17 protein-coding genes and 1 pseudogene are annotated in these 19,758 nt (G+C 72.7%); 11 read left to right on the top strand and 7 right to left on the bottom strand.

Features of this window, described 5'->3' with window-relative positions; translation table 11 throughout:
- Positions 1 to 4 precede the first annotated feature (4 nt).
- Together IG90_RS0135960 and IG90_RS0135965 are read right to left on the bottom strand one after the other, a co-directional pair.
- Entirely contained in the window at positions 5 to 763 is a 759-nt protein-coding gene (locus tag IG90_RS0135960; RefSeq protein WP_030594404.1) for an IclR family transcriptional regulator, read from the bottom strand.
- On the bottom strand, positions 760 to 1,917 hold the full coding sequence (locus tag IG90_RS0135965) for a sugar kinase (protein ID WP_030594407.1): 1,158 nt from the start codon (positions 1,915 to 1,917) through the stop codon (positions 760 to 762). Before IG90_RS0135965 ends, IG90_RS0135960 begins: the two co-directional genes overlap by 4 nt.
- Before the next feature lie 134 nt (positions 1,918 to 2,051).
- Between IG90_RS0135965 and IG90_RS0135970 the strand changes: the two genes are divergently transcribed.
- Together IG90_RS0135970 and IG90_RS0135975 are read left to right on the top strand one after the other, a co-directional pair.
- Complete coding sequence (locus tag IG90_RS0135970; protein ID WP_030594408.1) at positions 2,052 to 3,389, top strand: alanine racemase; 1,338 nt, start codon at positions 2,052 to 2,054, stop codon at positions 3,387 to 3,389.
- Between the two features lie 36 nt (positions 3,390 to 3,425).
- A complete protein-coding gene (locus tag IG90_RS0135975) occupies positions 3,426 to 5,051 on the top strand; it encodes an N-acyl-D-amino-acid deacylase family protein (RefSeq protein WP_030594410.1) in 1,626 nt (541 codons plus the stop codon).
- A gap of 34 nt (positions 5,052 to 5,085) precedes the next feature.
- Here the strand turns inward: IG90_RS0135975 and IG90_RS46435 are convergent.
- A pseudogene (locus tag IG90_RS46435) lies at positions 5,086 to 5,196 on the bottom strand (siderophore-interacting protein); the annotation flags it as partial.
- Positions 5,197 to 5,207: 11 nt separating this feature from the next.
- The gene (locus IG90_RS0135980) at positions 5,208 to 5,639 is read right to left on the bottom strand and encodes a winged helix-turn-helix transcriptional regulator (RefSeq protein WP_030594412.1); all 432 of its coding nucleotides are present in this window, start codon (positions 5,637 to 5,639) and stop codon (positions 5,208 to 5,210) included.
- A 91-nt stretch (positions 5,640 to 5,730) separates the two neighbouring features.
- Here IG90_RS0135980 and IG90_RS0135985 point away from each other — a divergent pair, with 91 nt between their 5' ends.
- A complete protein-coding gene (locus IG90_RS0135985) occupies positions 5,731 to 6,549 on the top strand; it encodes an NAD(P)-dependent oxidoreductase (protein WP_030594414.1) in 819 nt (272 codons plus the stop codon).
- A gap of 61 nt (positions 6,550 to 6,610) precedes the next feature.
- On the opposite strand, the gene IG90_RS0135990 is transcribed toward IG90_RS0135985, so the two are convergent.
- Positions 6,611 to 6,940, bottom strand: coding sequence for a hypothetical protein (locus IG90_RS0135990; RefSeq protein ID WP_030594415.1), 330 nt, complete (start codon positions 6,938 to 6,940; stop codon positions 6,611 to 6,613).
- A gap of 168 nt (positions 6,941 to 7,108) precedes the next feature.
- On the opposite strand from IG90_RS0135990, the gene IG90_RS0135995 reads away from it, so the two are divergent.
- From IG90_RS0135995 to IG90_RS0136025, 7 genes are all read left to right on the top strand, one after another.
- The gene (locus IG90_RS0135995) at positions 7,109 to 7,921 is read left to right on the top strand and encodes an arylamine N-acetyltransferase family protein (protein WP_030594418.1); all 813 of its coding nucleotides are present in this window, start codon (positions 7,109 to 7,111) and stop codon (positions 7,919 to 7,921) included.
- A 238-nt stretch (positions 7,922 to 8,159) separates the two neighbouring features.
- Positions 8,160 to 9,371, top strand: a complete 1,212-nt coding sequence (locus IG90_RS0136000) for a pyridoxal phosphate-dependent aminotransferase (protein ID WP_030594421.1) — start codon at positions 8,160 to 8,162, stop codon at positions 9,369 to 9,371.
- An 81-nt stretch (positions 9,372 to 9,452) separates the two neighbouring features.
- Entirely contained in the window at positions 9,453 to 9,851 is a 399-nt protein-coding gene (locus tag IG90_RS0136005) for an SCO4983 family protein (RefSeq protein ID WP_030594424.1), read from the top strand.
- A gap of 119 nt (positions 9,852 to 9,970) precedes the next feature.
- Positions 9,971 to 11,098: a hypothetical protein gene (locus IG90_RS0136010; RefSeq protein WP_233436180.1), complete on the top strand. Its 1,128-nt coding sequence runs from the start codon at positions 9,971 to 9,973 to the stop codon at positions 11,096 to 11,098.
- A 98-nt stretch (positions 11,099 to 11,196) separates the two neighbouring features.
- The gene (locus IG90_RS0136015; protein ID WP_033894984.1) at positions 11,197 to 12,462 is read left to right on the top strand and encodes a toxic anion resistance protein; all 1,266 of its coding nucleotides are present in this window, start codon (positions 11,197 to 11,199) and stop codon (positions 12,460 to 12,462) included.
- Positions 12,459 to 14,150 carry a substrate-binding domain-containing protein gene (locus IG90_RS0136020; RefSeq protein WP_233436181.1) on the top strand — a complete coding sequence of 564 codons (1,692 nt, stop codon included), beginning with the start codon at positions 12,459 to 12,461 and terminating at the stop codon, positions 14,148 to 14,150. The genes IG90_RS0136015 and IG90_RS0136020 overlap by 4 nt, the downstream gene beginning before the upstream one ends.
- Before the next feature lie 22 nt (positions 14,151 to 14,172).
- Positions 14,173 to 14,826: a hypothetical protein gene (locus IG90_RS0136025; RefSeq protein WP_033894985.1), complete on the top strand. Its 654-nt coding sequence runs from the start codon at positions 14,173 to 14,175 to the stop codon at positions 14,824 to 14,826.
- Between the two features lie 156 nt (positions 14,827 to 14,982).
- Here IG90_RS0136025 and IG90_RS0136030 read toward each other — a convergent pair whose 3' ends face one another.
- Complete coding sequence (locus IG90_RS0136030; RefSeq protein ID WP_030594438.1) at positions 14,983 to 16,809, bottom strand: phosphoenolpyruvate carboxykinase (GTP); 1,827 nt, start codon at positions 16,807 to 16,809, stop codon at positions 14,983 to 14,985.
- A 223-nt stretch (positions 16,810 to 17,032) separates the two neighbouring features.
- Between IG90_RS0136030 and trhA the strand changes: the two genes are divergently transcribed.
- On the top strand, positions 17,033 to 17,725 hold the full coding sequence (gene trhA, locus IG90_RS0136035; RefSeq protein ID WP_030594441.1) for a PAQR family membrane homeostasis protein TrhA: 693 nt from the start codon (positions 17,033 to 17,035) through the stop codon (positions 17,723 to 17,725).
- A 70-nt stretch (positions 17,726 to 17,795) separates the two neighbouring features.
- Here the strand turns inward: trhA and IG90_RS0136040 are convergent.
- On the bottom strand, positions 17,796 to 19,758 hold a 1,963-nt coding region (locus IG90_RS0136040; RefSeq protein ID WP_030594444.1), incomplete at its 5' end, for a thioredoxin domain-containing protein.

Consider the following 19,758-nt stretch of genomic DNA (forward strand, 5'->3'; position numbering starts at 1 on the left):
CTGATCAGGCTCTCTTGGGTCGGGTGGTGCCGGAGTACTCCCGGCTGATGGTCTCGGCGGTGCGCCGGACCAGCGGGAGCAGGGTGAGGAGTTCCTCGGCCGTGACGACCACGTTGGGTGCGGACACCGACATGGCCGCGACGACCCGCCCGTCCGCGCCGCGGATGGGGGCGCCGATGCAGTTGATGGACTCCTCGTGGCCACCGAGGTCGGTGGCCCAGCCCTGTTCGCGGACGACGGCGAGCTCCTTGAGGAACGCGCCGGCGTCGGGCGTCGAACGGGACGTGTACATGGGGTAGTCGAGCTTCTCGGCGATGACGCGCCGCTCGGGCTCGGTGAGGTCGGCCAGCAGCAGCTTGGCGACGGCCGCGACGGTGATCGCGACGGGCTTCCCGATCCGGGAGTACATCCGGACCGGGTAGCGGCTCTCGACCTTGTCGATGTAGAGGACTTCCTGCTCCTCGTACACGGCGAGGTGCACGGTGTGCCCGCACCGGTCGTTCAGCGCGACCAGGTGGGAATGGGCGATCTCGCGTACGTCGAGGTTCTCGACGGCCTCCTGCGCGAGGGCGAAGAGCCGGGCGCCGAGGCGGTAGCGCTGGTCCTCCTGGCGGTAGACGAGGCCGTGCTCGTGGAGCGTACGCAGCAGGCGCAGCGCCGTGGACTTGTGGACGCCGAGCCGCTCGGCGACCTGGCCGAGGTCGGCGGGTCCCTGGGCGAGCAGCGGCAGGATGGTCAGTGCCCGGTCGACGGTCTGACTCATGGCGTACGTACCTCCTCGGGGGCCTGGTCGGCTGCGGTCCAGCCGGGGCCGAGACGAAGTCTCCCCCAGGCGTCGTCGTCGAGTGCGGCGAGCCGGTCGGCGTGGTCGCGGGCGGGCGGGTCGGTGAGGTCGCCGGGGACGGTGAGGACGGCGGCGGCCATGAGGTGCCCGTGCCGGGCCCGGTCGCGTACGGGCAGCCCGCGCAGGGTGGCGGACAGGAACCCGGCGGCGAACGCGTCTCCCGCTCCGACGGCGGCGACGACGTCGACGCGGAGGGCGGGGACGACGGTGACGGTGTCACCGCTTCCCGCCCCGGCGGCGGCATTTCCAGCCCCTCCGCCCTCCATCGAGCGCGAGGCCGGAGCGTTTCCGGCCCCTCCGGCGTTCGGGGAACGGGGCCCGGGGCGGAGCCCCGGGGCGAACACCGTCGCGCCCGCGCTCCCCCGCTTCACGACCAGCACGGCCGGCTCCGGCACCGCGGCCCGGATCGCCTCCGCGCCCACGATCCCCCACGCCTCCTCCGCCTCGTCCTCGCCGACGAACACCAGGTCGCAACGGCGGGCCAGGTCCAGGAGCACCGACGCGTCGCCGCCTCGCCACAGACGCGGCCGGTGGTTCACGTCGAACGACACCGACGGGCGGCCCGGACGCGGAGCCGTCAGGTCCCGCAGCAGCGCCAGGCAGTCGCCGGACAGCGCCGCCGTGATCCCGGACAGGTGCAGGATCCGGCCCGCGAACAGGTCCTCGTACGGCACGTTCGCCGGGGACATCGCGGATGCCGCCGACCCCGCCCGGTAGTACGCGACCTCGTGCGTGCCGGTCCCCCGGTCCGTGGCCGTACGGAAGTAGATGCCGGTGGGGCGGACCGCGTCCCGGCGCACGGCCGAGGTGTCGACCCCGTACCCCGCGATCGTCTCGACGAGGTGGTCACCGAAACCGTCCGCGCCGACCCGGCCGACCCAGGCCGCCCGGTGCCCGGCGGCGGCGAGCGCGCAGGCCACGTTGGACTCGGCGCCGCCGATTCCGCGTCCGAAGGAGGGCACGTCGGCGAGGCGGCCGGGCTGCGAGGGCAGGAACGTCACCATGGACTCACCGAGACAGACGACATCGGTGGCCGTGGCGGCGCCGACCGTCCCTGCTGCGGGTCCGGACACTGAGGGCTCCTCGCTGATCGGCGTGCGGGCCGGTGGTCACCATTGACCGGGCATCGGCTCGGATGTTAGACAGCGTTGAGCGATAGACGCAATGAGTGTTGCATATGCTGCAACGAACTTGGAGGAGCTTCCCCTTGGCAGCCGAACGCCCCGCCGGCCACACCGCCGTTCCCGCGCCTTCCGCCCCCGGCGTCTCCCCCGCGTCCCTGGCGTCCGGCCTCGCCGACGAACGCGTCGACCACCGCTTCAAGGCCCTGCCGCCGGATGCGGAGGGCCTGACCGTCGGGGCGCTGGCCGCCGAGCGCCGCAACCTCTTCACCGGCGGGTTCACCACCCCCGTCCTCGCCCTCTCCGCCGAGTCGGTCGCGCACAACCTCGACCTCCTGGAGACGTACGCGGAGCGCCACGGCCTCGCGTTCGCCCCGCACGGCAAGACGTCCATGGCCCCACAGCTCTTCGTCGACCAGCTGCGGCGCGGTGCGTGGGGCATCACGGCCGCCGTTCCGCACCAGGCGCGGGTCTACCGGGCGTACGGCATCGGGCGGATCTTCCTCGCCAACGAGCTGGTCGACGCGGTGGCCCTGCGCTGGCTGGCCGGCGAGATGACGGCCGACCCGGAGTTCCGCTTCGTCTGTTACGTCGACTCCGTGCGCGGCGTCGAGCTGATGGATCAGGCCCTGAGCGCGGCGGGCGCCACCCGCCCGGTCGACGTGGTCGTGGAGCTGGCCGCGGGCGACGGCGCCCGCACCGGAGCCCGCACGGAGGCCGACTGCGCCGCGGTGGCCGACGCGGTGGCGGCGGCCGGATCGCTGCGCCTGGTGGGCGTCGCCGGGTACGAGGGCGAGGTGCCGGACGCCGGCCCGGAGCGCGTACGGGAGTGGGTGCGGCGGCTCGTCGCCCTCGCAGCCGGCTTCGACGCCGCCGGGCGGTTCACCGGCGCCGGCGAGATCATCATCAGCGCGGGCGGCAGCGCCTGGTTCGACGCGGTCGCGGACGTCTTCGCCGGGATCCCCGAACTCACCCTGCCCGTGCTGAAGTTGCTGCGCTCCGGTGCGTACGTCTCGCACGACGACGGGCACTACAAGCACCTCACCCCCTTCAACCGCGTCCCCGAGGAGGGTGCGCTGGAGCCCGCCTTCAGGCTCTGGGCGCAGGTCGTCTCGCGCCCGACCGGCGAGCAGGCGTTCCTGAACGCGGGCAAGCGGGACGCGGCGTACGACCTCGACCTGCCCGAGGCCCAGGTGGTCCGCTCCGCCCGGGACGGCTCGGTCCGGCCCGCCACCGGGGTCACCGTCACCGGCCTCTCCGACCAGCACACCTGGGTGCGCACGGAGGCGGGCACGGAGCTGGAGGTCGGCGACTGGGTCGGCATGGGCCTCTCCCACCCCTGCACCAGCTTCGACAAGTGGCAGCTGATCCCGCTGGCCGAGGCGGACGGCACGGTCACCGACTACATCCGCACGTTCTTCTAGAGCCGCAGGGCCCCACCCTGACCGGAAAGGTGACCCATGGACCTGGTCCTGCGTGACGCGCTCGTCGTGGACGGCACCGGCGAGCCCTCCTACCGCGCCGACGTGGCCCTCGACGGCGGCCGCATAGCCGAAATCCACCCCGAGGGCTCCCCCGGCCCCCGCCCCACCGCCACCCGCAGCGTGGACGCGGACGGCCTCGCGCTCGCCCCGGGCTTCATCGACATGCACGCCCACAGCGACCTGGCGCTGCTGCGCGACCCGGACCACAGCGCGAAGGCGGCGCAGGGCGTCACCCTGGAAGTGCTGGGCCAGGACGGGCTGTCGTACGCCCCGGCCGACGACCGGACCCTCACCGAGGTCCGCCGCTCCATCACCGGCTGGAACGGCGACGGCTCGGACATCGACTTCGACTGGCGCACCGTCGGCGGCTATCTGGACCGCCTCGACCGGAACTTCGGCGGCCAGGGCATCGCGGTGAACGCCGCCTACCTCGTCCCGCAGGGCACCGTCCGGATGTACGCGGTGGGCTGGGACGACCGGACCGCCACCGACGCCGAACTGGCCCGGATGAAGGAGCTGGTGGACCAGGGCATGCGCGAGGGCGCGGTCGGCATGTCCTCGGGCCTCACCTACACCCCCGGGATGTACGCGGACGACGCCGAACTCACCGCGCTCTGCCGGGTGGTGGCCCGCCACGGCGGCTACTACTGCCCGCACCACCGCAGTTACGGGGCCGGTGCGCTGGAGGCGTACGAGGAGATGGTGGCGCTCACCCGGAACGCCGGCTGCGCGCTGCACCTCGCCCACGCCACCATGAACTTCGGCGTGAACAAGGGCAGGGCCCCCGACCTCCTCGCCCTTCTCGACGGAGCGCTCGCCGCCGGGGCCGACATCTCGCTCGACACCTACCCGTACACCCCCGGCTGCACCACGCTGGTGGCCATGCTGCCGAGCTGGGCGAGCGAGGGCGGACCGGAGTCCGTCCTCACCCGGCTCGCGGACGCGGAGAGCACGGAGCGGATCCGGCACCACCTGGAGGTGCTGGGCTCGGACGGCTGCCACGGGGTCCCGATCGAGTGGGACACCATCGAGATCTCCGGCGTCAGCGCGCCGCACCTGGCGGAGTACGTGGGCCGTACGGTGGCGGATTCGGCGGCGCTGCGGGGCGAGGAGCCCTGGGTGACCGCCCGGCGGCTGCTCACCGAGGACCGGCTCGGAACGACGATCCTCCAGCACGTGGGCCATGAGGAGAACGTTCAGCAGATCATGCGGCACCCGGTGCACACCGGAGGCAGCGACGGCATCCTCCAGGGCGACAAGCCGCACCCCCGGGCGTACGGCACGTTCCCGCAGTATCTCGGCCGGTACGTCCGGGAGTTGGGCGTCCTCTCCCTGGAGGAGTGCGTGGCCCGTCTGACCTCGCGCCCGGCCGCCCGGCTGCGGCTCGCGGACCGGGGCCTGGTGCGCGAGGGGTACCGCGCGGACCTGGTGCTGTTCGACCCGGAGACGGTGGCGGCGGGCTCCACGTTCGAGGAGCCGCGCGCACTCCCGGTCGGCATCCCGCACGTCCTGATCGACGGCAAGTTCGTCATCGAGGACGCCAGGCGGACCTCGGTGCTGGCAGGCCGGGCGGTCCGGGGAGCGGGGGCCGGAGCCGCCTGAGAACTCCCTACCGAGGACACCTCGCCAAGGGCTCCTACGAAGCGTCCGCCGCGCGCTCCGCGGCCCAGGCGAGGTCCTCCTCGGTCGGGGCGTCGTCCTGGGTGAGGTCGCGCCGCCAGTTGCCGCTGAACTCGACTGCCGCCTTTCCGGCCGCGGTTACGACGGCCCGTGCCTCAGCCCCACCACGACCTCGGAAGGGGCCCCGGAAGCGTTCTCCGGCCCGGACCCATGGGCGGCCTCCGGGCAGGGGCCGTCCTCGCCGCGACAGACGTGCTCGCGCCCCCACTGCCCGAGCGGTTCCAGCGCGGCGTTCAGCGAGAGGCCCAGCGGCGTGAGCGAGTACTCCACGCGGGGCGGTACTTCGGCATACACCTCGCGGTGCACGATGCCGTCGTCCTCCAGCTCCTTGAGATGGGAGCTGAGGACCTTCTCGGTCACCCCGGTCACGGCCCGGCGCAGCTCACCGAACCGGCAGGTCCGCTCGTCCAGCGCCCACAGGATGAGCACCTTCCACTTGCCGCCGATCACATCCATCGCCGCGTCGATCCCGCAGACGAAAGCCCCCGGCCTCCGTACGATCCGTGTCATCGCCCCCCCACCTGGTCGCTAACCGCGAGGTAACCACCCACTCCATAGTGGGTACTTGTTACCCCCGGCGCCTGCGACCAGCCTAAGCGTCATGTCCGACAACAACGCAGCTTCCGCCCCGCCCGCCCCTCTCACCCTGCTCGGCCTCGGCGCGATGGGCGTCGCTCTCGCCCGTACCTGGCTCGCCGCCGGGCACCCCCTGACCGTGTGGAACCGCAGCCCCGGCCGGACCGCCGAACTCGCCGCCGCCGGTGCGCGGGTGGCTGCCACGGCGGCCGAAGCGGTGGCCGCGAGCCCGCTCGTCGTCGCCTGTCTCCTGGACGACGCCTCGGTCCGCGAGGCACTGGCGGAGGCCGACCTCACGGGCAAGGACCTGGTCGACCTCACCACCTCCACCCCGGCCGAGTCGCGCACCCGTGCGGTCTGGGCGAACGAGCGCGGCGCCCGCTTCCTGGACGGCGGGATCATGGCCGTCCCGCCGATGATCGGCGTGCCGGAGGCCGGCGGTTACGTCTTCTACAGCGGTTCCCGCGACGTCTTCGACGCCCACCAGGAGGTACTGGCCGTGCCCGTCGCCACCCGGTACGTCGGCGCCGACCCCGGTTTCGCCGCACTCCACGACGTGGCGCTGCTCAGCGCGATGACCGCCATGTTCGCAGGAGCCCGGCACGCGGCCGCGCTGGTGGAGAACGCGGGCATCGACGAGAAGGAGTTCGGAGCGCTGTTGGCCGACTGGCTCACAGCGATGGCCCCGGCGACGGCGGCGTACGCGGGCGGCCCCGCGGCCGAGAACCCCACGAGCCCGGCGGTGGCGGAGGCCGGGGACGCGACGCTGCTCCGTACGGCACAGGAGCAGGGCGTCGACACGGCCCTGCTGATCGCGTCGGCGGGATCGGTGAGCGGAATGTGACAGCCCGGCCCGGCACACCGGGTCAGGCCCGGTCCGCCTCGGGCTTCGGGCCCCGCCCGCCTCAGGCTCCCGCCGCCGCGGCCTCCTTCGCGTAGGTCACCGCCTGGAGCAGCGTCAGACCGGGTTCGGCCTGACGCAGGATCTTGACGGCCGCCACGGAGTCCGCCGGCCCCTCGTGCCCGGCGGCGGCCAGCCGCTGCCGCACCCACCGGCCGCGCAGCTCCGCGTCCGGGCGCCCGGCGGAGTCCTCGGCCAGGGCGAGGGCGCGTTCCAGGCCGGGCCGCTCGGTGTCCGTGGCGGTCTCCAGCGCACCCCGGAGACCGGCGACGACATCGGGGGCGTCGCGCAGGACGAGTACGGCGAGGGGCTGGGGCTTCCGGAACATGCTCATGGGGCCACCGTTCCCCGGGCCGGTCCGAACTCACCTGAGTTGAGCAAGATCTGAGCCGTACGGCGTGGGGCCCGGCCCCGCCTCGTCCGGAGGACCGAGGCCCTCGGGCCGCAGATGTCGGTCCGCAGCCGGAGGCGCACCCGCACCCCGGCTGCGTACGGTCGGCGTATGAAACTCGACCTCGACGCGTACTTCGCCCGCATCGGCTGGACCGGGGAGCCCCGCCCCACGCTGGAGGTACTGCGCTCCCTGCAACGCGCGCACGTGCTCGGAATCCCCTTCGAGAACCTGGAAGCAGTCCTCGGCTCCGCGCCGTCGCTGGCGCTCGGCGACCTGGAGGCGAAACTCGTGCGCGGCGGGCGCGGCGGGTACTGCTACGAGCACAACACCCTCTTCTCCACCGTGCTGAGGCAGCTCGGCTTCTCCGTGACGCTGCTGGCGGCCCGCGTGGAGCTGGGTGCGGCGCCGGGCGACGTCCGGCCGCGCACGCACATGCTGATGCGGGTGGACGTGGAGGGCGAGCCGCACCCGTATCTGGTGGATGTCGGCTTCGGCGCGACCGGCGCCCTGCTGGAGCCGATCGAGCTGGTGGAGGGCGCCGAGCTGTTCGACGCCCCGCGCCACCACCGGCTCGTCCACGTCGCGCACGACGGCCCGCTGCCGATGTGGGAGCTCCAGGCGGAGAAGGGCGGCTCGTGGGAGCCGCAGTACTCGTTCACCCTGGAGCCGTTCGAGGCGCCGGACTACGAGGTGATCAACTGGCACATCGCGACGCACCCGCGCTCGCCGTTCCGGCAGGCGGTGTACGCGCAGCGCACCCGGATCGGCTCTCACCTGCTGCTGGCCGGGCTGGACCTGGTGGAGACGGCCGACGACGGCACGATCGAGGAGCGGCAGCTGAAGGACGGCGACGAGGCGCTGCGGGTCCTGGCCGACGACTTCGGCATCCGGCTCCCGGAGGGCACGCGGCTGCCGGAGTGAGCCCCGCGCCGCCGGCCGGACGGTCCGCGTACGGCCCCCGCGTGGCGCATCTCACCCGTTCCGACGGCCCACACCTCTTTTCCAAGCCGCGACGCCGCCCCGACCGGCCGATCCCACGGTCCGGGGCGGCGGCGGGCATGGCGATGGAAGACGGAGCGGGGAGGGAACGCACCCCGGAGGGCGTACCCGGGGAGCAATCCCCGCGCACCGCGCGAAACGCGGCCGTAAGCTCGCGGACATGCAGGTCATCCAGTCCACGAAGCTCTCCAACGTCTGTTACGAGATCCGGGGTCCCGTGCTGGAGGAGGCGATGCGGCTGGAAGCGGCCGGTCAGCGCATCCTCAAGCTGAACACGGGCAACCCCGCCGCGTTCGGGTTCGAGTGCCCGCCGGAGATCCTGGAAGACATCCTGCGCAACCTCGCGGGCGCGCACGGTTACGGCGACGCGAAGGGCCTGCTGTCCGCGCGCCGTGCGGTGGTGCAGCACTACCAGACCAAGAGGATCGACCTCGACGTCGAGGACGTCTACCTGGGCAACGGCGTCTCCGAGCTGATCCAGATGTCGATGCAGGCGCTGCTGGACGACGGCGACGAGGTGCTCGTACCGGCCCCCGACTATCCGCTGTGGACCGCATCGGTCTCGCTGGCGGGCGGTACGGCCGTGCACTACCGGTGCGACGAGCAGGCCGACTGGATGCCGGACCTCGCGGACATCGAGCGGAAGATCACCGACCGCACCAAGGCCCTGGTGATCATCAACCCGAACAACCCGACCGGTGCGGTGTACGACGACGAGATGCTGCGCGGTCTCACCGAGATCGCCCGGCGGCACAACCTGATCGTCTGCTCCGACGAGATCTACGACCGGATCCTCTACGACGGCGCGACCCACACCCCGACGGCGTCGCTGGCCCCGGACCTGATGGTGCTGACCTTCAACGGGCTCTCCAAGAACTACCGGGTGGCCGGCTACCGCTCCGGCTGGCTGGCCGTCTGCGGCCCGAAGGCACACGCCACCTCGTACATCGAGGGGCTGACGATCCTCGCCAACATGCGGCTCTGCGCCAACATGCCCTCGCAGCACGCGGTGGCCACCGCGCTCGGCGGGCGGCAGTCGGTCCAGGACCTGGTGCTGCCGGGCGGCCGGATCCTGGAGCAGCGGGATGTGGCGTACGACCTGCTGACCTCGATCCCCGGGGTGACCTGTGTGAAGCCGAAGGGGGCGCTGTACCTCTTCCCCCGGCTCGACCCCAAGGTCTACAAGATCAAGGACGACCGGCAGATGGTGCTGGACCTGCTGCGGGCCGAGAAGATCATGGTGGTGCAGGGCACCGGCTTCAACTGGCCCGAGCCCGATCACTTCCGGATCGTCACGCTGCCGACGGTGGAGGACCTGACCGACGCGGTGACCCGGATCGGCACCTTCCTGGACGGTTACGGACAGCCTTAGGACCATCACCCTCCCGGACCAGGCATAACTTTAGACTCATTCCAATGTAGGATGGTTCCACGCACCATCGGGAGGCCATCCATGTACGAGCCGATCCGCAGCCCCTCGGTCCACACCCCGGCCGACGACGCGGACTTTCCGCACCGCAGCCGTGAGGAGGAGCTGGACATCCAGCTCGCCGGGCACCTGGCCGCCCTCCTCGCGGTCACCGACGAACTGGGCCTCACCGCGGCGGGCGATCGTATCGCCGAGCAGGTCGCCCGGCTGCGCGGCGGCCCGCCCGCCCGGCACGCCGGCCTGACCGACGCCGCCCCCGCGGAACTCCACCGCCGCGCCCACGCACTGGCGGGCCGCGCCCTGCTGGTGGCCGCGTCGCGCGCCGACACCACCGCCGCCATCCTCTCCGCCGAGCGGATGGACGCCCACACCGCGGCCCTCGCCGGACCCGCCCCCTCCGGGCAGCTGGTCGGCGCCCACTGACGGCCCCGGTCCGCGTGCCGTCGAGGCGTGCGGACCGGGTGCCATGACCCTTCCCCGCCGGGACCGTTGCGTTCTGGGATGGCCCCTTCATCTGCCGTCCACCCAACTCGGCCCGGAATGTGGGTTTCCGCGAGCACGCTGCGCAGGTGAGACGCATCGTGGGAATCGTCCTGGCGGTCGTGCTGATCGCCGGTGTGGCAGCGGCCGTCGCGCTGGGTCGCGACAGCGGGGACAGCGGCACGGCCGGAAAGACCGTGCGCGGAGTGATCGGGTCGGAGAAGGCCGAGTTCTTCGCAGACCCCGACACCGTGAAGGCCCTCGCGGCCAAGGGGTTCACCGTCCGGACGGAGACCTCCGGGTCCTGGGCGATGGACCGACTGCCCCTGAAGGGCTACGACTTCGCCTTCCCCGGCTCCAAGGGCCCGGCCGATGAGCTGCGCCGGGGGTCCGAGGCCCAGGGCGGCCCGCTGCGGCCGTTCTACTCGCCGCTCGTCGTGGTCGCCCATCGCAACGCGGCCGAGGTCCTCGCGGACAACGGGCTGGCCCGGCTGCGGGCCGACGGCGGGTCGAAGTTCACCACGCAGGGGACGCTGCTCATGGGCTCCTACCTGGCGGCGGCCGAGGACGACCGGACCTGGCAGCAGCTCAAGGGGGCTTCCGGGCACTCCGAGTTGAGCGGCACGGTGTTCATCACGAGCACCGACCCCGTCACCTCCAACTCCGGCGCCCTCTACCTCGCCGCCGCCTCGTACGTCGCCGACGGCGGCCGGGTCGCCACGGACGCGAAGGCCGTGGAGCGCACCGCGCCCCTGATGCGCAAGCTCGTCCAGGTGCAGGGCGCGCAGCAGACGAGCAGCGACGCGCCGTTCCGCGACTTCATCAGCGGAGTGGGCAACCCCCTCGTGCTGGTCTACGAGTCGCAGGTGGCCTCCCTCCTGATGAGCAGTCAGCGGCAGGAGATAGGCGACCTCGTCGTCCTCTACCCGGACACCACGGTGTCCAGCGACCACACCCTCGTACCGCTGACCGACCACGGCCGCGAGCTCGGCGAGCTACTGTCCACCGACCCCGGGCTGCGGGAGCTGGCAGTACGGCACGGCTTCCGGCCCCAGGGCGCGGCGGCCGAGTTCATCGCCGCGACCGCGGATCACACCGCCTACATCGACCAGCGGCTGACCGGCGTACGCCAGGCGCCCGTGCCCACGGCGGAGGTGCTGCGCTCGATGGCACGGCGGGCCCGCGGCTGACGACGCCCCCGCCCGCACTCAGCCCTGTTCCCGCGGTCCCGGCAGCCGGGCCTGTCCCCGGCTCCGGACCCGCACTCGCAGCACAGGAGACTGCCACCATGCCCCAGGACGCCGGAGCCCGGAACGCCGGGCCTCAGGACGCAGGATCCCAGCACGCCGGACCCCAGGACCCTCGACGGCCGTTCGACCCGCCGACCACCCCGCTCGTGCTCACCCCGCCCGCGCCCGTCGCCCCCGTCCGCGCCGAGCAGGCCGCCGGGCTCGTCCCGGTCGCGGAGGCCGTGCGCGCCGACATGGTCCGGCGCGCCGAGGAGTACGTCGACAGCCTCGCCGGGCTCGACGCACGCTCCCCCGAATTCGGCGCCCGGGTCGGCGAGATCGCCGCGCTCGGGCAGGGCGACATCCGCAGCGCCGCCCAGCAGTCCAACCGGATGCTGGACCGCACCGTCCGCGCGCTCGCCTCCGGCGAGGGCGACGCCCCGGCCCGTGTGGGGTCCTCCCTGGTCGAGCTGCGCCGCACGGTGGAGGACCTCGACCCGCGCGACACCCCGGGGCGCGGGGCCCGCCGGCTGCTGTCCCGGCTGCCGGGCGGGCGCCGGCTGCGCGACCACGTCGCGAAGTACGCCTCCGCCAAGGGGACTCTCGACCGGATCGTCGGCTCGCTCCGCGGCGGCCAGGACGAACTGCGCCGCGACAACGCCGCGTTGCACACCGAGCGCACCCGCCTCTGGGACTCCATGGGCAAGCTGCAGGAGTACGCGGTGCTCACCGAGGCCCTCGACGGCGTCGTGGAGCGGCGCATCGCGGAGGCCGAGACCGCGGGCGATCCGGTACGGGCGGACGCGCTGCGGGCCGACGTCCTCTTCCCCGTACGGCAGAAGCACCAGGACCTGCTGACCCAGATCGCGGTGTGCGCCCAGGGGTACCTGGCGATGGACGTCGTGCGGCGCAACAACGACGAACTGATCAAGGGCGTCGACCGGGCGGCCACCACCACCGTGTCGGCGCTGCGGATCGCGGTGATGCTGTCCTCGGCGCTGGAGAACCAGCGCCGGGTGACCGAGCAGGTGCAGGTGCTGCGCTCGACCACCGAGGACCTGATCCGGGGCAACGCGGAGATGCTCGCCACGCAGAGCGGGGAGATCCAGCGCATCGCGGCCGACCCCGCGGTCGGCGTCGAGACCCTGCGCACCGCGTTCGGGCAGATCTACGCGACGCTCGACGCCATCGACACGTACAGGGCGCGGGCGACCGAGACCATGGCCGCCACCGTGGAGTCGCTGACCGCCGAACTCCAGGAGGCCGGGGCCCGGTTGGAACGCAGCCGGGCCGCCGACTCCACGCTGGAAGGGGGCCGCTCATGAGAAGCCGCCCGAAGCCCGCACGACGGGCCGCACGCCGGTCCGAGCGGACCCGGGCCGAGCGCACCAGGCCCGGCGCCCGCACGACGCCCGGCCGCCGCCTCCGGCGCGCGTTCCTCCCGCTGCTGGCCGCGGCCCTGATCGTCCCGCTCGCCGCCTGCACGACGGACCGGGACGCCGAACGGGACACCGGCCGGGGCGGCGACGACGGACGGCCTAGCGCGGGAACCGTCCGGGTGCTGGCCTCCAGCGAACTCAGCGACATGGAACCCCTGCTGGAGATGGCCCGCGAGGCCACGGGGATCACCGTGCGGCCCACCTGGGCAGGCACCCTGGACGCCGTGGAGCGCCTGGCGTCCGGGAAGGCGGACGGGGCGTTCGACGCGGTGTGGCTGTCCTCCAACGACTATCTGCGCCTCGACCCGGAGGCCGCCCGCAAGATCGCCTCCGAGACCCCGCTGATGGCCTCCCCGGTCGCCCTCGGGGTGCGGCCCGCGGCGGTGCGGCGGCTCGGCTGGGATGCCGGGGAGGTCAGCTGGGCACAGGTCCACCGGGCGGTCGCGGCCGGGGACCTGACGTACGGGATGACCGACCCGAGCCGCTCCAACTCCGGTTTCGCCGGGCTGATCTCGGTGGCGTCCGGGCTCTCCGGCGCGCAGGCGGCGCTCACCGACGCCGACGTCCGCAAGGCCGGGCCGAAGCTGAAGGAGTTCTTCGCCGGGCAGCGGCTGACCTCCGGTTCCTCGGGCTGGCTGGCCTCCGCGTACGCCCGGCGCTCCACGGTGGACGCGCTGATCAACTACGAGTCGGTGCTGCTGTCGCTGAACCGGGACACCGGCGCCGGGCTGACGGTGATCCGCCCCCGCGACGGGGTGGTGACCGCCGACTACCCGCTGAGCGCGCTCACCGGGGCCACGCCCGACGCCCGGGACGCCGTACGGACCCTGGCCGAGCACTTCCGGTCCACCGGGGTGCAGCGGGAGATCACCGCGCGGACCCTTCGCCGACCGGTCGTCGCGGCCGCGCGTCCCGCCGATCCGCTCTCCCCCGAGCAGCGCCGCGAACTGCCTTTCCCCGGTACGCGTTCGGTCGCGGACGGGCTGCTGTCCTCGTACGAGCACCGGCTGAGGCGGCCGTCGCGAACCGTGTACGTGCTGGACACCTCCGGGTCGATGGAGGGCGGGCGGCTGGCGCAGCTGAAGTCCGCGCTGAACGGGCTGACCGGCGACTTCCGTGAGCGTGAACAGGTCACGCTGCTGCCGTTCGGGTCCACCGTCAAACAGGTCCGCACGCACACCGTCGACCCGGCGGACCCGAAGGCGGGCCCTGCGGCGATCCGGTCGGACACCGCGGCGCTGACGGCCGAGGGGGACACCGCGATCTACTCGTCACTCGCCGCGGCCTACGACCACCTCGGCCCGGACACCGAGTCCGCGTTCACCTCCATCGTGCTGATGACGGACGGCGAGAACACGGCGGGCCGGTCGGCGGCGGAGTTCGCGGCGTTCTACCGGGCGCTGCCCGCCGCCCGTCAGGTCACCCCGGTGTTCCCGATCGTGTTCGGCGACTCCGACCGCTCGGAGCTGGAATCGATCGCCGAGCTGACCGGCGGCCGGCTCTTCGACGGGACGAAGGAGGAGGGTCCCGGTTCGCTGGACGGGGCGTTCGAGGAGATCCGTGGCTACCAGTAGGAGCCGGGGCGGAGGAAGATCCGTGGCAGCCCGGGTGGCCGGCTATCTGGAGTCGGCCCGGAATCTGACCGGCAGCGCCGCGGCCCTCGGCGGTCTCGCTCTCACCTTCGCCGGGTTCGCCGGGGCGTACTGGCCGGTGGTGGTCGGCGGGCTGTACGGGGCGGGCGCGCTGCTCGCCCCGCCGCGCCGGCCGCCCGCGCCCGCGTTCGAGGAGCCGTCGTCCCGGCTGGACGAGCTGCGGGCCGACCTCGTGACCCTGCGGGCGTATCTGGACCGGGTGGACCTGCCGGCCGCCGCGACGGAACGGCTCGCCGCGCTGACCGGTCTGCTGGACGGGCTGCTGGCCCCCGGCTGGGTCTCCGAGGCACTGGCGGACGATCCGGAGGGCGTGCACGTGGTGGCGCGGGCGGTGCGCCGGGATGTTCCGGAGTCCGTCGACACGTATCTGCGGACCCGGTGGTGGACGCGGCTCGCGCCGGGCGCGCGGGCTCCGGAGGAGGAGCTGGAGCGGCAGGTGGCGCTGCTGCACGGGGAGGCGCAGGAGCTGGTGGACGGGTTGCGGGAGGCGGAGGAGTTGCGCCAGCGGTCCCACACGAAGTACCTGGAGGACCGGGGCGGCGGCGGGGGCGGCCTGCGGCGCACACCTCCCGCGGAGGGGCGGCCCCCGGAACCGTGAGGGGGTTCCGGGGGCCGGAGGGGCTGTCCGTGGTCGGGGACGGCCCCGGGGCTGTCGGCGACGACAGCCCCGTACCGCGGCGGGTCGTCTTCGTACCCACAGGTCAGGGCGGATGTCCGACGCACCCGGCCGCGGGGTTCATGAGGAGTGGCGGCCTCAGCCCAGGCGCTCGACGAGCGCGTGGTACTCGTCCCACAGCTCCTTGGGCGTGTGGTCGCCGAAGGTGTTGAGGTGCTCGGGGACCAGGGCGGCCTCCTCACGCCAGACCTTCTTGTCGACCGTGAGGAGGAAGTCGAGGTCGGCCTCGGAGAGGTCCAGGCCCTCGGTGTCGAGCGCGCCCTTGGCCGGCAGGATGCCGATCGGGGACTCGACGCCCTCGGCCTTGCCCTCCAGGCGCTCCACGATCCACTTCAGGACGCGGCTGTTCTCGCCGAAGCCGGGCCAGACGAACTTGCCGGCGTCGTTCTTGCGGAACCAGTTCACGTAGTAGATCTTCGGGAGCTTCGACTGGTCGGCCTTGTCGGCACCGACCTTCACCCAGTGGTTCATGTAGTCGCCCATGTTGTAGCCGCAGAACGGCAGCATGGCGAACGGGTCGCGGCGCAGCTCGCCGACCTTGCCCTCGGCGGCGGCGGTCTTCTCGGAGGCGACGTTGGCTCCGAGGAAGACGCCGTGCTGCCAGTCGAAGGACTCGGTGACCAGCGGGACGGCGGAGGCGCGGCGGCCGCCGAAGAGGATCGCCGAGATCGGCACGCCCTTGGGGTCCTCCCACTCGGGCGCGATGATCGGGCACTGTCCGGCGGGGACGGTGAAGCGGGCGTTGGGGTGGGCGGCGGGCGTGCCGGACTCGGGGGTCCAGTCGTTGCCCTTCCAGTCCGTGAGGTGCGCGGGCGCCTCCTCCGTCATGCCCTCCCACCACACGTCGCCGTCGTCGGTGAGCGCGACGTTGGTGAAGACGGAGTTGCCCCACATGGTCTTCATGGCGTTGGCGTTGGTGTGCTCGCCGGTGCCGGGCGCGACGCCGAAGAAGCCGGCCTCGGGGTTGATCGCGTAGAGGCGGCCGTCCTCGCCGAACCGCATCCACGCGATGTCGTCGCCGATGGTCTCCACGGTCCAGCCGGGGATGGTGGGCTCCAGCATGGCGAGGTTGGTCTTGCCGCAGGCGGACGGGAACGCGGCGGCGACGTACTTGCTCTCACCGCGCGGAGGCGTGAGCTTCAGGATGAGCATGTGCTCGGCGAGCCAGCCCTCGTCGCGGGCCATGACGGAGGCGATGCGCAGCGCGTAGCACTTCTTGCCGAGCAGGGCGTTGCCGCCGTAGCCGGAGCCGTACGACCAGATCTCGCGGTCCTCGGGGAAGTGCGAGATGTACTTGGTGGTGTTGCAGGGCCACGGGACGTCCTGCTCGCCATCGGCCAGGGGGGCGCCGAGGGTGTGGACGGCCTTCACGAAGAAGCCGTCGGTGCCCAGCTCGTCCAGGACGGCCTGGCCCATGCGGGTCATGGTGCGCATGGAGACGGCGACGTACGCGGAGTCGGTGATCTCGACGCCGATCGCGGAGAGCGGCGAGCCGACGGGGCCCATGCAGAAGGGCACGACGTACATGGTGCGGCCGCGCATGGAGCCGCGGAAGACACCGTCCTGACCCGTGAAGATCTCCCGCATCTCGGCGGGGTCCTTCCAGTGGTTCGTCGGGCCGGCGTCCTTCTCCTCCTTGGAGCAGATGAACGTACGGTCCTCGACGCGGGCGACATCGCTCGGGTCGGACGCGGCGTAGTACGAGTTCGGCCGCTTGGTCTCGTCCAGCTTGGTGAACGTGCCCTTGGCGACGAGCTCCCCGCACAGGCGCTCGTACTCGGCCTCGGAGCCGTCGCACCAGACCACCCGGTCGGGCTGGGTGATGGCTGCGATCTCGTCGACCCAGGAGACCAGCTCCTGGTGGTGGGTGGGGACAGTGAGGGGAGCCGCGATGTCGCGCGCCACGATCGCTCCTAGTTGAGGGTGTCAGTTGTCGAGAGGCCCCGTGGGGGCTGCGACCCGGATGCTTCGTACCCTTCGAATTCCCCTGGCGCTCATCCGGTGCCGACTGCACTCATTTGATCATCCGACCGTTTCGCCCATATGTCCAGGGGGCCTCACACGTGAGCATCACCACTCGTTTGCGCCCGATATCCAGTACCTACGGTGGCGTAGGTAGCATGCGGATATGACTGACGCCGCCGCTAGCGCCACGACCCCGGGCCCCGTCGTACTCGACCCCGTCCCCGTCAAGCCACGGATGCGCGGCTGGCTGCACGCCGGAATGTTCCCGGCGGTGCTGATCGCCGGGATCACACTCGTCGCCCTGACCGACAGCACGACGGGCCGCATCGCCTGTGGCGTCTACATCCTCAGCGCCTGTCTGCTGTTCGGTGTCAGCGCGGTCTACCACCGCGGCACGTGGGGGCCGCGCGGCGAGGCGGTGCTCCGCCGTCTGGACCACGCGAACATCTTCCTGATCATCGCGGGCACCTACACCCCGCTGACGCTGCTCCTGCTCCCCGAGTCCACCGCCCGCCCGCTGCTGTGGGCCGTCTGGGCGGCCGCGGCGGCGGGCATCGCCTTCCGGGTGTTCTGGGTCGGCGCGCCGCGCTGGCTCTACACCCCGTGCTACATCGCGATGGGCTGGGCGGCGGTGTTCTTCCTGCCGGACTTCATGCGGACCGGCGGTATCGCGGTCCTGGTCCTCGTCGTGGTGGGCGGCCTGCTGTACAGCGCGGGCGGCGTGATCTACGGGATCAAGAAGCCGAACCCGTCGCCGCGCTGGTTCGGCTTCCACGAGGTCTTCCACTCGCTGACGCTGGCGGCGTTCATCGCGCACTACGTGGGCATCTCGCTGGTCGCGTACCAGCACGGATGAGCACACCAAGGACGTACGGGTGAGGGGCCGGTCGCGCGTGGCGACCGGCCCCTCACCTTTGTGCGGGCCCTCACCCGCCCAGCTTGGCCGCCAACTCCCCCGCATCGGTCGTCGGCGCGTCGCACACGAAGTGCCTGCAGACGTACGCGGTCGGCTCCCCGCCCACCGGCGGCCGGTCCGCCAACAGCGGGAACTCGGCCCCCGCTCCCGGCCCCTCCCCGGCCGCGACGACCGCGCCGGGGGCCCGTCCCAGCAGCGCCGTACGGTGCAGCCCGCCGCCGACCGGCCCGGCCACGGCCACCTCACGGGGCCCGTCCAGCAGCGCTTCGGCCACCGCGAGGCCCCAGCCGACGAACCGGGGCACGCGCGGCCCCAGGGCCTTCACCACACCGAGCGCACCCTCGGCGGCGGTGCGATGGGCCTCGGACCCGGTGTACGCGGCGTACGAGAGCAGCGCACCGGCGGCCGCCGTCCACCCGGACGGGGTGGCGCTGTCCGTAGGATCCTGCGGCCGGCGGATGAGCCGCTCGGCGTCGTGCGCGGTGTCGTAGAGCTGCCCGCCCTCGCCGGTGAACTGCTCCAGCACGATGTCCAGCAGGAACCCGGCGAACTCCAGCCAGGCGCCCTCGCCGGTGACGGCCGCCAGCGCGAGGAAGCCCTCGGCGACGTCGCCGTAGTCCTCCAGCACCCCGGCGTTGTCACCGCAGCGCCCGTCCTTGGAGGTACGGGCCAGCCGGGCCGCCTCGCCCAGGTGCACCCGGACCAGCAGATCGGCGGCCTCGGTGGCGCGCTCCACGAGGTCAGGCCGGTCGAAGTAGGCGCCGGTCTCGGCGAGCGCGGCGATGGCGAGCCCGTTCCAGGCGGCGACCACCTTGTCGTCCCGCCCCGGGCGCGGCCGCTCCTCGCGGGCAGCCAGCAGCCGGGCCCGTACGCCCGCGACCCGCGCGGCGTCCACGGGCCCCGCGTCGCCCGGCAGCCGGAGCACGGAGGAACCCTCCTCGAAGGTCCCGTCCTCGGTCACCCCGAAATACGCGGCGGCGAAGGCGGCATCGTCCTCGCCGAGCACCTCGCGCAACTGCGCGGGCGTCCACACGTAATAGGCGCCCTCGACGTGCTTGCCGTCCGCGTCCTCACTGTCGGCGTCCAGCGCCGAGGCGAACCCGCCCTCGGCCGTCCGCAGCTCCCGCACCAGGAAGTCGGCGGTCTCCAGGGCGATCCGGCGGGCCTCGTCCGACCCGGTGGCACGCCACAGATGGGCATATACGCGGCAGAGCAGCGCATTGTCGTAGAGCATCTTCTCGAAGTGCGGGACGATCCACTCCCGGTCCACGGAGTAGCGCGCGAACCCCCCGCCGAGCTGGTCGTAGATCCCGCCCCGGGCCATCGCCGAACAGGTGTCGGCGGCCATCTGAAGCGCCCCCTCGGACCCCGTACGCGCGTGGTGCCGCAACAGGAACTCCACCGCCATGGACGGCGGGAACTTGGGCGCACCCCCGAACCCGCCGTGCTGCTCGTCGTACTCCCGGGTCAGCCCGAGCAGCGCCTGCGCGGTCTCCTGCTCCCCGGGCACCCCGTCACCGCCGTGGACCAGCGAACGGCCCGCCAGATCCGCGACGATCCGCCCGGCGACCTCGGCGACCTCCTCACGCCGGTCGGTCCACGCGGCCGCCACACCTTCGAGGACCTGCCGGAAGGAGGGCGAGCCGTGCCGGGCCTCGGGCGGGAAGTAGGTCCCGAAGTAGAAGGGTTCGGCGTCCGGGGTGAGAAAGACGGTCATCGGCCACCCACCGTGCCCGGTGGCCGCCTGGACGGCCTCCATGTAGACGGCGTCGACGTCGGGCCGCTCCTCCCGGTCGACCTTCACCGGCACGAAGTGCGCGTTGAGGTAGGCGGCCACGGTCTCGTCCTCGAACGACTCGTGCGCCATCACATGACACCAGTGGCAGCTGGCGTACCCGACGCTGAGCAGCACGGGCACATCCCGCTTCCTGGCCTCCTCGAACGCCTCGGGCGACCAGGGCCACCAGTCGACG

This window comes from Streptomyces anulatus, from assembly GCF_000721175.1.
Lineage (GTDB): Bacteria > Actinomycetota > Actinomycetes > Streptomycetales > Streptomycetaceae > Streptomyces > Streptomyces anulatus_C.

What these genes read in the sequence shown, in the direction of transcription:
- IG90_RS0135960 (WP_030594404.1), bottom strand. Translation starts at nt 763, where the DNA reads ATGAGTCAGACCGTCGACCGGGCACTGACCATCCTGCCGCTGCTCGCC.
- IG90_RS0135975 (WP_030594410.1), top strand. Translation starts at nt 3,426, where the DNA reads ATGGACCTGGTCCTGCGTGACGCGCTCGTCGTGGACGGCACCGGCGAG.
- IG90_RS0135980 (WP_030594412.1), bottom strand. Translation starts at nt 5,639, where the DNA reads ATGACACGGATCGTACGGAGGCCGGGGGCTTTCGTCTGCGGGATCGAC.
- IG90_RS0135985 (WP_030594414.1), top strand. Translation starts at nt 5,731, where the DNA reads ATGTCCGACAACAACGCAGCTTCCGCCCCGCCCGCCCCTCTCACCCTG.
- IG90_RS0135990 (WP_030594415.1), bottom strand. Translation starts at nt 6,940, where the DNA reads ATGAGCATGTTCCGGAAGCCCCAGCCCCTCGCCGTACTCGTCCTGCGC.
- IG90_RS0135995 (WP_030594418.1), top strand. Translation starts at nt 7,109, where the DNA reads ATGAAACTCGACCTCGACGCGTACTTCGCCCGCATCGGCTGGACCGGG.
- IG90_RS0136000 (WP_030594421.1), top strand. Translation starts at nt 8,160, where the DNA reads ATGCAGGTCATCCAGTCCACGAAGCTCTCCAACGTCTGTTACGAGATC.
- IG90_RS0136005 (WP_030594424.1), top strand. Translation starts at nt 9,453, where the DNA reads ATGTACGAGCCGATCCGCAGCCCCTCGGTCCACACCCCGGCCGACGAC.
- IG90_RS0136015 (WP_033894984.1), top strand. Translation starts at nt 11,197, where the DNA reads ATGCCCCAGGACGCCGGAGCCCGGAACGCCGGGCCTCAGGACGCAGGA.
- IG90_RS0136020 (WP_233436181.1), top strand. Translation starts at nt 12,459, where the DNA reads ATGAGAAGCCGCCCGAAGCCCGCACGACGGGCCGCACGCCGGTCCGAG.
- trhA (WP_030594441.1), top strand. Translation starts at nt 17,033, where the DNA reads ATGACTGACGCCGCCGCTAGCGCCACGACCCCGGGCCCCGTCGTACTC.